14 protein-coding genes are annotated in these 14359 nt (G+C 74.9%); 6 read left to right on the forward strand and 8 right to left on the reverse strand.

Translation table 11 applies throughout. The features are described 5' to 3' along the window. Positions 1–41: 41 nt before the first annotated feature. The 4 genes from IF30_RS0133015 to IF30_RS0133030 all read right to left on the reverse strand — a co-directional run bounded on the left by IF30_RS0133015 (position 42) and on the right by IF30_RS0133030 (position 2410). Positions 42–1016 carry an Acg family FMN-binding oxidoreductase gene (locus IF30_RS0133015; RefSeq protein ID WP_030245379.1) on the reverse strand — a complete coding sequence of 325 codons (975 nt, stop codon included), beginning with the start codon at positions 1014–1016 and terminating at the stop codon, positions 42–44. A 31-nt stretch (positions 1017–1047) separates the two neighbouring features. Beyond that, positions 1048–1341, reverse strand: coding sequence for a hypothetical protein (locus IF30_RS0133020; RefSeq protein ID WP_107054575.1), 294 nt, complete (start codon positions 1339–1341; stop codon positions 1048–1050). Positions 1342–1455: 114 nt separating this feature from the next. After that, positions 1456–2136 carry a response regulator gene (locus IF30_RS0133025; protein ID WP_030245383.1) on the reverse strand — a complete coding sequence of 227 codons (681 nt, stop codon included), beginning with the start codon at positions 2134–2136 and terminating at the stop codon, positions 1456–1458. Between the two features lie 73 nt (positions 2137–2209). Further along, entirely contained in the window at positions 2210–2410 is a 201-nt protein-coding gene (locus IF30_RS0133030; protein ID WP_158835655.1) for a hypothetical protein, read from the reverse strand. A gap of 45 nt (positions 2411–2455) precedes the next feature. Here IF30_RS0133030 and IF30_RS0133035 point away from each other — a divergent pair, with 45 nt between their 5' ends. Further along, a complete protein-coding gene (locus IF30_RS0133035; protein WP_030245386.1) occupies positions 2456–4816 on the forward strand; it encodes a glycoside hydrolase family 65 protein in 2361 nt (786 codons plus the stop codon). A 12-nt stretch (positions 4817–4828) separates the two neighbouring features. On the opposite strand, the gene IF30_RS50430 is transcribed toward IF30_RS0133035, so the two are convergent. After that, positions 4829–5446, reverse strand: a complete 618-nt coding sequence (locus tag IF30_RS50430) for a hypothetical protein (protein ID WP_051711729.1) — start codon at positions 5444–5446, stop codon at positions 4829–4831. Positions 5447–5645: 199 nt separating this feature from the next. Here IF30_RS50430 and IF30_RS0133045 point away from each other — a divergent pair, with 199 nt between their 5' ends. The 4 genes from IF30_RS0133045 to IF30_RS0133060 all read left to right on the forward strand — a co-directional run bounded on the left by IF30_RS0133045 (position 5646) and on the right by IF30_RS0133060 (position 9771). Beyond that, complete coding sequence (locus IF30_RS0133045) at positions 5646–6179, forward strand: flavodoxin family protein (protein WP_030245390.1); 534 nt, start codon at positions 5646–5648, stop codon at positions 6177–6179. A gap of 324 nt (positions 6180–6503) precedes the next feature. Continuing rightward, positions 6504–7766, forward strand: a complete 1263-nt coding sequence (locus IF30_RS0133050) for an APC family permease (RefSeq protein ID WP_030245392.1) — start codon at positions 6504–6506, stop codon at positions 7764–7766. A gap of 186 nt (positions 7767–7952) precedes the next feature. After that, positions 7953–8927, forward strand: coding sequence for a GlxA family transcriptional regulator (locus tag IF30_RS0133055; RefSeq protein WP_030245393.1), 975 nt, complete (start codon positions 7953–7955; stop codon positions 8925–8927). A 97-nt stretch (positions 8928–9024) separates the two neighbouring features. Beyond that, positions 9025–9771 (forward strand): MBL fold metallo-hydrolase, encoded by a 747-nt coding sequence (locus tag IF30_RS0133060; RefSeq protein WP_030245394.1) that lies wholly within the window; start codon positions 9025–9027, stop codon positions 9769–9771. Between the two features lie 408 nt (positions 9772–10179). Here the strand turns inward: IF30_RS0133060 and IF30_RS0133065 are convergent, their stop codons facing one another. Beyond that, a complete protein-coding gene (locus tag IF30_RS0133065) occupies positions 10180–11043 on the reverse strand; it encodes a universal stress protein (RefSeq protein ID WP_030245396.1) in 864 nt (287 codons plus the stop codon). 352 nt (positions 11044–11395) lie between these two features. On the opposite strand from IF30_RS0133065, the gene IF30_RS0133070 reads away from it, so the two are divergent. Next, entirely contained in the window at positions 11396–12268 is an 873-nt protein-coding gene (locus tag IF30_RS0133070) for a universal stress protein (RefSeq protein ID WP_030245398.1), read from the forward strand. 97 nt (positions 12269–12365) lie between these two features. Here the strand turns inward: IF30_RS0133070 and IF30_RS0133075 are convergent, their stop codons facing one another. Next, a complete protein-coding gene (locus tag IF30_RS0133075; RefSeq protein WP_051711733.1) occupies positions 12366–13355 on the reverse strand; it encodes a carbamate kinase in 990 nt (329 codons plus the stop codon). Between the two features lie 2 nt (positions 13356–13357). Next, positions 13358–14350: an ornithine carbamoyltransferase gene (gene argF / locus IF30_RS0133080; protein ID WP_030245401.1), complete on the reverse strand. Its 993-nt coding sequence runs from the start codon at positions 14348–14350 to the stop codon at positions 13358–13360. Positions 14351–14359: the final 9 nt, after the last annotated feature.

The following is a 14359-nucleotide window of genomic DNA, read 5'->3' on the forward strand; positions in this document are numbered from 1 at the left end:
AGTGCAGAGGGCCTTCCAGCCCCGCTGCTGGTCCAGCACCTCTACTCCAGCACCTCGCCGGGTGTCAGCCGGGGCGTCGGGGCGCCCTCGGGACCGTAGCCGAGGCGGATCAGGATCTGGACGTAGCCGGGGCCCTGGTGCGGGTCGCGGGCCTCCCAGCGCAGGTACGGCCACTCCATGGCCTGGTGCAGCAGGGAGGCGCGGACGCCGTGGACGGTGGCGGCGAGCAGCACGTGTTCCAGCGCGAGGCCGGCCCGCAGCCAGTCCCGCGGGGCGTCGTGGGCGGTGGCGAGGACGGCGATGCGCGGCTCGGCCTCGAAGGGGGCGGGGGCCTGGTGCTCGGCGGCGTGGAGGGCGGAGAAGTCGCGCATCGGCAGGTGGCCGGACCGGTCCTGGGGGCCGAGCGCCGTGGCGGGGATGCCGTAGGGCTGTGCGTCGCCGGCGCGCACCCAGCTGCGGCTCTCGGTGCGCTGGGGTTCGTCGGTGGTGCTGCGGCGTTCGGCCTCGGCGGTGAGGTGCAGCAGCCGGGCGGTCTCCTGGCGGTCGGGCAAATGGAGCAGGGCGTCCTCGGAGCGGGCGGCGGTGGTGAGTTCGTCGAGGACGGCCGGCGGGACGGGCTTGCCGGTGAACGGGGTGCGGATGGAATGCCGGTGCCAGATCGCCTCGTACAGCTTGTCGATGCCCCGGGAGCGTGCGGCGGCCGGGGTGTCGAGCCGGACGGTGGCGAACAGCTCGGGGTCGGCGGGGTCGGGCAGCAGGCGCACCTCGGGGGCCCAGCCGAGGTGGCCGGCTGCGACCCGCAGGTTCAGGACGGCCGCGCCGACGGAGATGTGCAGTGCCCGGCCCTGCGGGTCGGCGGCCGGGACGGCGCGGGTGCGGTCGGACCGGACCTCCACGGTCGAGGTGTCCGGCTGGAGCCCGAAGCGCCAGGGCTGGCTGTTGTGAATCGAGGGTGCCGCGACCGCCGCGGAGACGAGCTTCTCCAGCGCGGTGGCGTCGAGGGCGAGGGTGGGCATGATCACCTCCAGGGTGCGTGTGCTGCCGGTGTCAGCCGGAGACGGGCGGATCGCCGCCGCCGCGCAGGGCGTCCGGACGGGTGCGGTACTCGTCGGGGTCGATCTCGCCGCGGGCGAGGCGTTCGGCGAGCAGCCGTTCCGGGGCCGGCCGCTGGGCCGGTGGCGCGGCGGGGGGAATCGGTGCCGCCGGGCTGTGCGGGGACGTCCGGCCCAGGTGCCGGGCCGGCGCGATCACTCCGAACACCAGCAGCACCCAGAAGAGCAGCATGCTCACGGACATCAGACCGATGCCCCAGCCGTTCATGCCGCCGTCGTTCCAGGACATCAACGCCGTCTCCTCAGCCGTGACGGGAGGTCCGTCACCTCCACCGTGCGGCCGGGGGCCGGCCTGCCGCTTGGGCCGTTCGGCACCACCTCCCGGTCCGCTCGGCCCGGTTGCTCAGTGCGGGCGCTGATGGTGCTGGTGCTGCTCGGGTTCCGCGTGGGCGGCGAGGACGGCGGCCTGGAGGCGGCGCTCGACGCCCAGCTTCGCGAGCACCCGCGAGACGTGGTTCTTCACGGTCTTCTCGGCGAGGTACAGCTCCTCGCCGATCTGCCGGTTCGTCCTTCCCTCCCCCACCAGGGCGAGGATCTCCCGCTCGCGCGGGGTGAGCCCGGCGAGCGCGGCGTCCGTCTCGCTCTCCTGGTGGTGGCGCAGGCTCTCCATCAGCTTGTGCGTGGTGGCCGGGTCGAGCATGGACTGGCCGGAGGCCACCGTGCGGACGGCGCTGACCAGGTCGGCGCCCTTGACCTGTTTGAGGACGTAGCCGGCCGCCCCGGCCATGATCGCGTCGAGCAACGCGTCGTCGTCGTCGAAGGAGGTCAGCATCAGGCAGACCAGGCCGGGCACCCGGTCGCGCAGCTCGCGGCAGACGGTCACGCCGTCGCCGTCCGGCAGCCGTACGTCGAGCACGGCGACGTCCGGGCGCAGCGCCGGCACCCGGGCCAGGGCCTCGGCGCAGGTTCCCGCTTCGCCGGCGACCTCGATGTCCGCCTCGGCCTCCAGGAGGTCCCGGACACCCCGACGGACCACCTCGTGGTCGTCCAGGAGGAACACCCTTACGGGCTGGGGCGTGTCCATGGCCTGCTCCCTGGGGTGCGCGCGGGCGGTGGCACCACCGATTCTGCGCGCCCGCGCCTCCCCGCGCACCGCGTCAGGCGCGCGGGCCGACGGCCACCGGGCAGTGGACGCCGTGGTTCACCGCCCTGGTGGCCGGGCCCGGGTGGTGCCCGGAGCGGCCGAGCACCGGCAGCTCGGCCGGGCCCGCGGCAGCGGGGCGGGGCCGGTCGGCCCGCCGACCGGCGTGAGGCGGTGCGGCGGGCGGGTGGGCAGACTGGAGGCAGGCGATCGGCACGGAGGTCACCTCGTGGCACCAGACCCACCCGCGGGGTATCCCGACATGCCGGACCCGTGGACACTCCGTTACCAGGGCTTCGACCCCGACGAGGAGGGGCTGCGGGAGGCGCTGTGCGCGGTCGGCAACGGCTACCTGGTCAGCCGGGGCGCCGCACCGGAGGCGACCGCCGACGGCGTCCACTACCCGGGGACGTACCTGGCCGGCTGCTACGACCGGGCGGTGTCGACGGTGTCGGGACGCGTGGTCGCCAACGAGGACCTGGTCAACTGCCCGAACTGGTTGCCCATGACCTTCCGGCCGGCGGGCGGGTCGTGGTTCACCGGCCCGCCCGCCGACCAGACGCTGGAACTGGACCTGCGCCGGGGTCTGCTGACCCGTACCGCGCTCGTGGTCGACGCGCAGGGACGACGGACCCGACTGGTACAGCGCCGGCTCGCCAGCCAGGCCCAGCCGCATCTGCTCGCCCTGGAGAGCACCTTCGTCCCGGAGAACTGGTCCGGCCCGCTGGAGGTCCGCTCGGGCCTGGACGGCAACGTCGCCAACACCGGCGTCGCCCGCTACCGGGGCCTGGCCGCACGCCATCTCCGTCAGGTCGGCCAAGGGGTGGACGAGGCGGGACTGCTGTGGCTGGAGACGGACATGTCCGACTCGCCCGTACGGATCGCCCTCAGCGCCCGGGTGAGCGCGCCCGGCACAGCGGTGGCGACCGAATGCCGCGAAGGCCGGGCGGCCCATCTCCTCACCCTGGACGCCGGGCGCGGCCGGCCCGTCACCGTGACGAAGACGGTCGCCGTGCACACCTCCCGCGACCGGGCGATCGAGACACCGCTGCGGGCCTCCCGCCAACTCGCCGCCGAGGCCGGGAGCTTCGATGAGCTGTTGGCCGAACACGCCGTGCGGTGGGCGGAGTTGTGGCGCCGCTGCGGGATCGAGGCCGACTTCGACGGCGCCGGCCCGCTGCACCTGAACCTGTTCCACCTGCTCCAGACCTACTCCGAGCACTCCGTCGACCTGGATGTCGGTGTCCCCGCGCGGGGGCTGCACGGCGAGGCGTACCGGGGCCACGTCTTCTGGGACGAGCTGTTCGTGCTGCGGCTGCTCAACCTGCGCTTCCCCGAGCTGGCCCGCGCCGTGCTGCGCTACCGCCACCGCCGCCTCGACGCCGCCCGCCGTGAGGCCGGGGCGGTCGGCCTGCGCGGGGCGATGTACCCGTGGCAGAGCGCGAGCGACGGGCGGGAGGAGTCCCAGCAACTGCACCTCAACCCGATGTCCGGCCGCTGGCTGCCCGACCACAGCCACCTCCAGCGGCACGTCGGCTCAGCGGTCGCGTACAACATCTGGCAGTACTACCAGTCCACCGGGGACCGGGACTTCCTCGCCACGGCCGGCGCCGAGATGCTCCTGGAGATCGCCCGCTTCTGGTCGTCCGCGGCCACGTACGACCGGGCCCGGGAGCGCTGGTCGATCCGCGGGGTGCTCGGCCCCGACGAGTACCACGACGCCTACCCGTGGGCGGCGCGCCCGGGCCTGGACGACAACGCCTACACCAACGTGCTGGCGTCCTGGGTGCTGGCCCGCGCCCAGGACGCCCTGGACGTCCTGCCCGGATACCGCCGCGACGAGCTGCGCGAGCGCCTGGCCCTCGACGACGCGGAGCTCGACCGCTGGCAGGAGGTCGGGCGGCGACTGCACGTGCCGTTCCACGACAACGTCCTCAGCCAGTTCGACGGCTACGACCGACTCGTCGAACTCGACTGGCAGGCCTACCGGCTCCGCTACACCGACCTGCGCAGGCTCGACCGGATCCTGGAGGCCGAGGGCGACACCGTCAACCGCTACAAAGCCTCCAAGCAGGCCGACGCGCTGATGCTCTGGTACCTGTTCTCCGCCCGCGAGGTGCGCGACCTGCTGCGTCACCTCGGTTACCCGGCGCCCCACGAACTGCTGCGCCGTACGACCGACCACTACCTGCGACGCACCGTCCACGGCTCCACGCTCAGCTCGGTGGTGCACGCGTGGGTGCTCACCCGCTCCGACCGCCGCGCCTCCTGGCGGTACTTCCGCGACGCCCTGGTGGCCGACCTCCGGGACAGCGAGCACGGCACCACCGCCGAGGGCGTCCACCTGGGCGCGATGGCGGGCGCGGTGGACCTGCTGCAGCGCTGCTACACCGGCCTGGAGGTCCGCGGAGACGCCCTCTGGCTCGACCCGCACCTGCCCTCCGCACTGGGCCGGCTGGACCTGGACCTTCGCTACCGGGGCCACTGGGGCCTGGCGATCGCCGTCGACCGCCGCACCGTCACGGTGAGCCTGCGCGAGGACCGCCAGGAACCGGTCCGCATCCGGCTGCGCGGCGCCGGGGAAACGATCCGGCCGGGCCAGACCCGGTGCTTCCACCTGTGAGCGCGCGGCCCCTCACCGGCGCCCCGACCAGCGCGGTTCCACCTGCTCCCAGGCGGACTCCCAGCTCCGCTCGGCCCGCCGGTCCAGCCCGCGCCGGCGCAGCGCGTACCAGCCCCCGGTACCCGACCCGAGCACGGTGGCCGTGCCGAGGCCGGCCAGGACGGCGTCCGAGACGACCAACCCGTTCGACCTGGGCGCGCCGACCGGCTGTCCGCCGTCGTCCAGGCCGACCGGAACGACCGTCCCGGGGCCCGTGCCGTCCGGCACGGGGACGCTGCCCGTGCCAGGCCCGACCGGGTACGTCCACCGGGCCGGGGCGTGCTCCCGCGCACTGCCCGCCCGGGGGTCGTCCGACTGCGCCGGACCGGTGGTCACGGCGGTGACGACGTGCCGGTGCCGGGCGGCCCGCTGCGCGTCGTGCGTCTCCGAGCCGTACACGAGCAGGGCCACCAGGGCCGCCACAACGAACGCGGCGAGCACCATCAGCGCCGCCCCGGCCGCCAGGCGGCTGTACGCCCGGTCGAGCGGGCGGCAGAGCGGGTTGTGGTCCCGGCCGGTGGCCCGGCGGACGTGCCCGCGCAGGGAGGTGTGGGAGGCGGGACGCCTGGGCGTGGCGGCTGCGGCGGACATGGTGCGCCTCCTCGGTGCCTGAACGGGCTCTGCTCGCACGGATCAGTCTTCCGAGCCCGCCGCCGCTCTCCGAGGGCCGGACGGTCCCGGCACCCGGGACCGTCCGGCCCCTGCCGGGTCCCGTGTCCGGTGGTGCCATGGAGGTACGGACGACGGGGAGATCCCGGAGCGAGGCCAGGGGAGACGAAAGGTGGAGACCATGCACACCGTGATCGTGTACGAGAGCATGTACGGAAACACCCGGGAGATCGCCGAGGCGATCGCCGAGGGCGTCCATCAGGCCGACCCCGGGGCTGCCGTGGACTGCCTCCCGGCGGCCGAGGCCGACGCCGGACTCACCCGCTCCGCCGACCTGTTGGTGGTCGGCGGCCCGACGCACATGCACGGCATGTCCTCCGGGCTCAGCCGCCGGATGGCCGCCACGGCCGAGAAGCACAAGGAGGGCCGGGAAGAGGCCGCCGCCGAGGCCCGGACGACCGCCGAGGGGCCGGGCCTGCGGTCCTGGTTCCACGATCTCCCGAAGACCGAACCCGGCACCCACGCCGCCGCGTTCGACACCCGCGTCGACATGCCCCGGGCCGGCGGCGCGGCCAACGGCATCGCCCACCGGCTGTCCGGGCACCACTACGACGTGGTCGTCGAACCCGAGGGCTTCATCGTCGAGGACAACGACGGGCCGCTGCGCGCCGGCGAACTCGACCGCGCCCGCGCCTGGGGGGCGGGCCTGATCTGAGCGGGAAGAAACGTTCCCACCGTGGTGGCGGAGCAGCTGGAACGCACACCGGCTCGTCCACGACCTCCGCGTCGGCGGGCACACGGCCGTCGAGCTCGTGGCCCACGCCCGCCGCACCGCCGCCCAGCACGCCCAGCACGGCCACCGGGCGCGGTGCGCCCGGGCCGCCGGCCCTTCCCCGGCCGCCCTTCCCCGGCCGCCCTTCCCGGTCCGGCACCGGCGCCGGGTCCCGACCCCTTGACCGCCCTCCGGGCTCGGACTCCCGCAACCTCGCTCGCGTATGGTGCACCGGAATCGGAACCGACGAGGGAGAGGTACGGGTCGATGAGCACCTCGGCGCCGACGGCCGGGCCGCAGGAACTACGACGGCACCTGGGCGTGTTCGACGCCGTGGTGGTCGGGCTGGGGTCGATGATCGGCGCGGGCATCTTCGCCGCGCTCGCGCCCGCGGCGGCGGCAGCCGGGTCCGGGCTGCTGATCGGACTGGCGCTGGCCGGCGTCGTGGCGTACTGCAACGCCACCTCCTCCGCGCGGCTCGCCGCCCGCTACCCGCAGTCCGGCGGCACCTACGTCTACGGCCGGGAACGGCTCGGCGGGTTCTGGGGATACCTGGCCGGCTGGGGTTTCGTCGTCGGCAAGACCGCCTCCTGCGCGGCGATGGCGCTCACCGTCGGCTCCTACGTCTGGCCCGCGCAGGCGCACGCCGTGGCGGTCGCGGCGGTGGTGGCGCTGACCGCGGTCAACTACGTCGGCGTGCAGAAGGCGGCCTGGTTGACCCGGGCGATCGTCGCCGTCGTGCTGGCGGTCCTGGCCGCCGTGGTCACCGCCTGCCTGACCGGCGGCGCCGACACCGGCCGCTGGGCGGTCGGCGCGGACGCCGGGCTCCACGGCGTGCTGCAGGCCGCCGGCCTGCTGTTCTTCGCGTTCGCCGGGTACGCCCGCATCGCGACCCTCGGCGAGGAGGTCCGCGACCCACGGCGCACGATCCCCCGCGCGATCCCGCTCGCGCTCGGCATCACCCTGGTCGTCTACGCCGCCGTCGCGCTCGCCGCCCTGTCCGTCCTCGGCCCGGAGGGCCTGGCCCACACCGGGGCGCCACTCGCCGACGCCGTCCGGGCCGCCGGCGTGCCGGGCCTCGCCCCGGTGGTGCGCGTCGGCGCGGCGGTGGCCGCCCTCGGCTCCCTGCTCGCGCTGATCCTCGGCGTCTCGCGCACCACCCTGGCGATGGCCCGCGACCGACACCTGCCCCACCGACTGGCCGCCGTCCACCCGCGCTTCGCCGTACCGCACCGGGCCGAGGTCGCCGTCGGCGCCGTCGTCGCGGCCCTGGCGGCCGTCGCGGACGTGCGCGGCGCGATCGGCTTCTCCTCCTTCGGAGTGCTCGCCTACTACGCCGTCGCCAACGCCTCGGCCTGGACGCTCACCCCGGCGGAAGGACGACCGCCGAGGATCGTGCCGATCGTCGGCACCGTCGGCTGCCTCGCCCTGGCCTTCGCCCTCCCCGCGGCCTCGGTGCTGTGGGGCGCCGTGGTCATCGCGCTCGGCGCCGCCGCCTACGGCCTACGCAAGGCGCTCGCCCGCGCCTGACCGTGGCTGCCGGGCCTGACCGCGTCTGACCGTGACTGCCCGGGCCGGCGACCGGGGCCGAAGGGTTCTGATGCGGCGACCGACCGGGTCGGTTCCCGGGGGCGTCCCCGGGACGGCGACTCGATGGCCTGATGTGACAGATCCTGGTCATTGCGGCCACCTCCGGCCGGGCGGAATGATCAGGGCATGCCCCCACCGCACCGCGCCGTGATCGCCGCCTTCCCCGGCATCGAGCTGCTGGACGTCACCGGCCCGGCCGAGGTCTTCTCCGTCGCCTCCCGGGTCGCCGGGGCCGACCGGCCCGGCTACCTCGTGCAGGTCGCGACGGCCGACGGCGGCCCGGTGACCACCTCCAGCGGCGTTCGGCTGATGGCCGACCTGACCTTCGACGACGTGGCCGGCCCGATCGACACCCTGCTGGTGTCGGGGGCGATCGAGATCGTCGACGACGGCGTCGAGCCGGTGATCGACCACGAGGTCACCCGCTGGCTGCGCCGCGCGGCACCCCGGGCCCGGCGGATCGGCTCGATCTGCGCGGGCGCGCACCTGCTGGCCGCCGCCGGGCTGCTCGACGGACGCCCGGCCACCACGCACTGGCTCACCGCGGCCCGGCTGGCCGCCGAACACCCCGGCATCCGGGTCGACCCGGATCCGATCTTCATCCGGGACGGGCACGTGTGGACGTGCGCCGGCGTCACCTCCGGGATGGACATGGCGCTGGCCATGGTCGCCGAGGACCACGGCCAGGACCTCGCGCTCGCCACCGCCCGGATGATGGTGATGTACGTCAAACGCTCCGGCGGGCAGAGCCAGTTCAGCGTGCCGTTGTCCGTGCAGAACGCCGAGGACGACCGGATCGACGGGCTGCGGAGGTGGATCGCCGAACACCTCACCGAGGACCTCTCCCTCGAAGCCCTCGCGGCTCGCACGCACCTGAGCGCGCGCCACCTCGCCCGGTTGTTCCGGCAGCGCACCTCCACCACGCCGGCCGCCTACGTGGAGGCGGCCAGGCTGGAGGCCGCCCGACGGCTGCTGCAGGACAGCGACCGGAGCCTGCCCGAGGTCGCCGCGGCCAGCGGCCTCGGCTCCGTGGAGACGCTGCACCGCGTCTTCCGGCGGCGGCTCGGCACCACCCCGGCCGAGTACCGCCGCCGCTTCTGACCCGCACCACTTCGCCGGCCGGCGCGCGCCGCCGCACCGGCCGAGCTCCGCCATGCCCGCACACCCGACACTGACCAGCGAACTCCGGAGGAGAAGCGTGTCCCGCACGAAGGTCGTCCCGATCCCGGTCCTGGGCCGGCACAACATCAACGCCTACCTGCTGCTCGGCCGGCGGCCCGTCATCGTCGACGCCGGCACCCCCGGCAGCGGCCGGAAGATCCTCGCCCGGGTCGTCGAGTACGGCGTCGACCCCGCCGACGTCTCGCTGATCGTCATCACCCACGGCCACATCGACCACTTCGGCTCCGCCGCCGAACTGCACCGGCTCACCGGCGCCCCCGTCGCCGGCCACGTCGCCGACCTCGGGCCCTACCGCTCCGGCCGGGTCCGCGAACCGTACCTGCCCACCGGCCCGATGGGCCGCCTGATGGCCCGCAACAGGAACCTCCACGTCCAGGCCGAGCCCGTCGAACCCGACGTGCTCGTCCGCGGCGAGACGAGCCTGGAGGACTTCGGGCTCGCGGCGCGCATCATGCCCACCCCGGGCCACACCGCCGGATCGGTGTCGGTCCTCACCGACGCCGGCGACCTCGTCGCCGGCGACCTGGTCGCCGGCTCGTTCATGGGCCTCATCCCCGGCAGGCCCGCCAACCCGCCCTTCCACGACGACCCCCGGCAGAACCTCGCCAGCCTCCGCCGGATGCTCGCCCTCGACCCCACAGCTCTCCATGTCGGCCACGGCACCGCGCTCGACCCGGACCAGGTCCGCCAGTGGGCCGACCGGGAACACGACCGCCTCGCACGACTCGAAGCCACCGGACGCCTCGTCACACGCGCTGAGTGACGCACCCGCTGCGGCCAGGCACCAGGACGGCACACCCGGCGCCCGCCTCCACGCCCTCGGCCCGCTCCCCGGGGGGAGAGGTCGGTGATCTGCCGCCACACGGTGAGGGTGCGTTGGGTGGGACCGGCCAGGAAGGTGGCGTCGCCCTCGCACGGGGTGTCGTCCTGCCGGACGACGTCGCGGACGTCGACGGCTGCGCGTCAGAGTCCGCCCTGAAGCCGGCCGTCCCGGGCGCTGGTGGCGGGGTCGTCCTGCGAGGTGGTCACGTCCGTGTCCTCTCAGGCCTGGTCGCCGTAGCGGGACGTGCGGGCCCCGGCGTGCTGGCCCCGGCGTGCGAACCCGGCCTGACCCGCACGCCGGTGGCCGGGACCACATCGGGTCCCGGCCCACCGGCGCCCGTTCCCCGGCTCAGTCGTGCGGCACCACCGCCACCGGACCGTGGGCGTGGTGAATGACCGCGTGCGCCACGTGCCCGAGTTTCGGTGCCGCCAAGGGGTGCGCGGGCGCGGGCCGGCCGACGACCACCAGGGCCGCACTGTGCGAAGCCTCCACCAGCGTCCGGGCCGCGCCCCAGCCGGACACCTCCGCCACGGTGCGCACCTCGGGGAACTTCTCCCGCCAGGGGGCCAGCGCGTCCCGCAGCCGCACCGTCTCGGACTCCACCAGCGACCGGCGGATCTCCTCCGGCCCGATCGGGGCCTCGGTCCGCAGCGGGCCGTGCGGTTCGACCCGGCCTTCCAGCGCCCGCAGTACCGCCCCGCGCCGGGCGGCCTCCTCGAAGGCGAACCCGAGGACGGCGTCCGACGGCCGGCCGTCGCCCCGCAGGCCGACCACGACCTCGCCGAGCCCGGTCTTCGGGCCCGCAGCGCCCTCCGGAACCAGAACGACGGGGCACCGCGCCTCTCCGGCGGCGCGTAGCGCGACGGAGCCGAGGAGCCTCCCGGCGACCGCGCCCGGCCCCCTCGAGCCGAGCACCAGTAGCCCCTCCTGCCCGCCGGCGGCGGCCAGGGCGGACCACGGGTTCCCGGGGACCACCTCACAGGAGACGCACAGCCGGGGCAGCGCGTTCGCGATCGACGCCAGGAGCGCGGTCGCGAAGTCCGGCCGCCGGTGTCCGGCCGCCTCGGGGTGCGGGAGGTCACCGCCCTCCGGCGGTACGACGCACACCAGGCGGAGGGCGACGCGGCGCCGGTGGGCGTCGAACGCCGCCCAGCGGGCCGCCGCGGCGCTCTCGGCGGACCCGTCGACACCCACCACAACGGATACGGACATGCTTCCGGCCTCCAAGGGACGTTCGGCGTGGGCACCCGTGTGCCCGGCTCGTATCCAGCAGGGTCGCCCGGCGCCGGACCGCTCCGACATGGGCCGGGCAGCCCCCGGCAGGTGCCGAAGGTCCTCGGGGAGAGCGTTTCCGGGCCGGTCACGACTCCGGTGCCAGCGCCACGGGGGAGCTGCGGGGTGCAGCACGGCGTGGGCCACCGGCCCGAGGCGGCATCCGGGACCTTGGGCCCCGCTCGCGTACCCGGCCGGCCCTGGGACCGAGGACCGTCCTCGGCGAGGCTGGTCCCGACCCCCGGGCGGTCGTGCCCGGGGCGGTCCGAACGAAGGAAAGCAGGGCATCGCCATGAGCAGGTTCGTACTGGCCGGTATCGACGGTTCGGCCGAGAGCACCGCGGCAGCGCAGTGGGCGGCGGACGAAGCGGTACGCCGAGGCCATGCCCTGCGCCTCGTCCACGCCTGGACCTGGGAGGACGACGAGCACGCCGATCCCGGCCAGCCGGCGCGCGTGCGCGCCCTGACCGAGCGGATGCTCGCCGAGGCCGCGCAACAGGTGCGCGCGGCGCACCCCGGGCTGGAGGTGCACACCGGCCTCCTGCCCGGCCACGAGCCGACCGCATCCCTACTCGCCGCCGCGGCCGGCTCCGAGCTGCTCGCCGTCGGTTCCCTGGGGCTGGGCGGCTTCGAGGGCCTGCTGGTGGGATCGGTCGGTCTGAACATGGCGGCGCGGTGCGACGTGCCCGTCGTCCTGGTCCGGGCCGCGCGGGCGCGGCAGAGCGGCGCCCGCGACGACGCCGAGGTGGTCGTCGGCATCGACGCCCGTGATCCGGCGGAGGAGGTCGTCGACTTCGCCTTCCGGGCGGCCGCGGCACGCGGCACCGTGCTGCGCGCCGTTCACGGCTGGACGCCGCCGGCCGGGTGGGGCTACGGGGGCTGGACGGCGCCGCAGATCGACACCGAGCAGTTCCGCGTCGTCGAAACCGAGCTGCTCAGCCAGGTACTCAACCCGTGGCGGACCAAGTACCCGGACGTGGCGGTGGTCGAGGACAGCCGGATCGCCGCCGGCGCCGGCGCCGTGGTGGACGCCTCCGCGAACGCCGCACTCGTGGTGGTCGGCCGCCACCGGCGCCGCCACCACCTCGGCCTGCGCCTCGGTCCGGTCGCCCACGCCGTGATCCACCACGCCCAGGCGCCGGTCGCCGTCGTCCCCCACGACTGACACTTCGCAGGTGCCCGCCGCGGCACCGGGGGACGATGACGCGGATGCCGCGCCCACCCGGGGTGGGCGCGGCATCCGGCGTTCCGACCTCCGCCGGCTACCGCGCGGGAGTGATGAGGCCGTGGTGGCCGTCGCAACGGTGGCGGAGGGCGTTGCCCGGCTCGCCGCCCTCGACGGCGCCCCGGACGGTGGTTCCGGTGGTTCCCAGGAGCGTGCCGAGCGCGTTGTCCAGTGGGCCGATGGCGGCGAGCCGACCCGTGCGCTCCGCGAACCCGGCGGCGGCTTCGGCCTTGGGACGCATCGAGCCCTCGGGCAGGCCGAGTGCCCGCAGCTGTGCGGGGGTCGCGGTGACCAGCGGGCGGGGGTGGGGCGTGCCGTAGCCGGTGAACACGTGGGTGACGTCGGTGAGGATGAGCAGCGCGTCGGCGTCGAGCTGCCGGGCGAGCAGGGCGGCGGCGAGGTCCTTGTCGACGACCGCCTCGACGCCGCGCACCCGGTCGGTGTCCTGATCGCGGGTGACCGGGACGCCTCCCCCGCCGGCGGCGATCACCACCGCACCGGTCGCCAGCAGGGCCCGGACGGCCGGCAGCTCGACGATCGCCGTCGGCTGCGGAGAGGGGACCACGCGGCGCATCCGGGTACCGTCCCGCGCTGTGGTCCAGCCTCGCTCGGTCTCCGCCGTCCGGGCCTGCCGGTCGGTGAGTTGTCCGCCGATGAACTTGGCCGGCCGTCGGAAGGCGGGATCGTGGGGGTCCACTTCGGTGTGGGTGACCAGTGCGGTGACGGCGCGGCCCGGCAGGCGGCCCATGAGCTCGCGGGCGAGCAGGGTGCCGATCATGCCCTGGGTCTGGGCTCCGAGGACGTCGAGCGGGTACGGCGCGGTGAGGGCCGGGTCGGTCTCGCTCTCCGCGGCGAGCAGGCCGATCTGCGGTCCGTTGCCGTGGGTGATCACCACCTCGTGCCCGGCCGTGACGAGTTCGGCGAGCGAGCGGGCCGCGTCGTGGACGTGGCGGGACTGTACGGCGGCGTCGGGGTGTTCGCCCCGTTGGAGCAGGGCGTTCCCGCCGAGGGCGGCGACGATGCGCATGGTCACTTCCTCCCGAGGGTGGCGACGAGGATCGCCTTGATGGTGTGCATGCGGTTCTCGGCCTGGTCGAAGACCAGTGAGGCGGGCGACTCGAAGACCTCGTCGGTGACTTCGAGGCCGTCGAGTCCGTGCTCGGCGCCGAGGTCGGTGCGGCGGTCGTGCAGGGCGGGCAGGCAGTGCAGGAAGGCGGCGCCCGGGTTGCCGGTGGCGGCCATGGTCTTGGCGTTGACCTGGTAGGGCAGCAGCCGGGCGATGCGCTCGGGCCACCGGGCGTGGTCCTCGCCCATCGACACCCACACGTCGGTGTAGAGGAAGTCGCTTCCGCGCACGGCCTCCTCGACGTCGTCGGTGAGGGTGAGCCGGGCGCCGCTCCCGCCGCCGAGCAGCAGGCACTCGGAGACGAGCGCCGGGTCGGGCCACAGGTCGCGCGGCGCGGCGATGCGCACGTCCATGCCGAGCAGGCTGCCCATGGCCATCAGGGAGTGGGCGGTGTTGTTGCGGGCGTCTCCGAGGTAGCAGAAGGAGATCTCCTCCAGCGGCTTGTTGCTGTGCTCGCGCATCGTGAACACGTCGCACAGGCTCTGGGTCGGGTGCCACCGGTCGGTGAGGCCGTTGTAGACGGGGACGCCGGCGTGGGCCGCGAGTTCGGTGACGGTGTCCTGGTCGAAGCCGCGGTACTCGACGGCGTCGTACATCCGGCCCAGCACCCGGGCGGTGTCGGCGGTGCTCTCCTTGTGCCCGATGTGGGAGCTGTCCGGGCCGAGGTAGGTGGTGGTCGCCCCCTGGTCGGCCGCGGCGACCTCGAAGGCGCAGCGGGTGCGGGTGGAGTTCTTCTCGAAGATCAGGGCGATCCTGCGGCCGGTGAGGCGGGCGGTTTCGGTGCCGTCCCGCCGGGCGGTCTTCAGTTCGGCGGCGAGGTCGAGCAGGTGGTGGATCTCGGCGGCCGTGAAGTCGAGTTCGCGCAGGTAGTGGCGGCCGTTGAGGTCGATGGTCATGGCGGCTTC

This window comes from Streptomyces sp. NRRL S-350 (genome assembly GCF_000719705.1).
Lineage (GTDB): Bacteria > Actinomycetota > Actinomycetes > Streptomycetales > Streptomycetaceae > Kitasatospora.

What these genes read in the sequence shown, in the direction of transcription:
- IF30_RS0133015 (WP_030245379.1), bottom strand. Translation starts at nt 1,016, where the DNA reads ATGCCCACCCTCGCCCTCGACGCCACCGCGCTGGAGAAGCTCGTCTCC.
- IF30_RS0133020 (WP_107054575.1), bottom strand. Translation starts at nt 1,341, where the DNA reads ATGTCCTGGAACGACGGCGGCATGAACGGCTGGGGCATCGGTCTGATG.
- IF30_RS0133025 (WP_030245383.1), bottom strand. Translation starts at nt 2,136, where the DNA reads ATGGACACGCCCCAGCCCGTAAGGGTGTTCCTCCTGGACGACCACGAG.
- IF30_RS0133035 (WP_030245386.1), top strand. Translation starts at nt 2,456, where the DNA reads ATGCCGGACCCGTGGACACTCCGTTACCAGGGCTTCGACCCCGACGAG.
- IF30_RS50430 (WP_051711729.1), bottom strand. Translation starts at nt 5,446, where the DNA reads ATGTCCGCCGCAGCCGCCACGCCCAGGCGTCCCGCCTCCCACACCTCC.
- IF30_RS0133045 (WP_030245390.1), top strand. Translation starts at nt 5,646, where the DNA reads ATGCACACCGTGATCGTGTACGAGAGCATGTACGGAAACACCCGGGAG.
- IF30_RS0133050 (WP_030245392.1), top strand. Translation starts at nt 6,504, where the DNA reads ATGAGCACCTCGGCGCCGACGGCCGGGCCGCAGGAACTACGACGGCAC.
- IF30_RS0133055 (WP_030245393.1), top strand. Translation starts at nt 7,953, where the DNA reads ATGCCCCCACCGCACCGCGCCGTGATCGCCGCCTTCCCCGGCATCGAG.
- IF30_RS0133065 (WP_030245396.1), bottom strand. Translation starts at nt 11,043, where the DNA reads ATGTCCGTATCCGTTGTGGTGGGTGTCGACGGGTCCGCCGAGAGCGCC.
- IF30_RS0133070 (WP_030245398.1), top strand. Translation starts at nt 11,396, where the DNA reads ATGAGCAGGTTCGTACTGGCCGGTATCGACGGTTCGGCCGAGAGCACC.
- IF30_RS0133075 (WP_051711733.1), bottom strand. Translation starts at nt 13,355, where the DNA reads ATGCGCATCGTCGCCGCCCTCGGCGGGAACGCCCTGCTCCAACGGGGC.
- argF (WP_030245401.1), bottom strand. Translation starts at nt 14,350, where the DNA reads ATGACCATCGACCTCAACGGCCGCCACTACCTGCGCGAACTCGACTTC.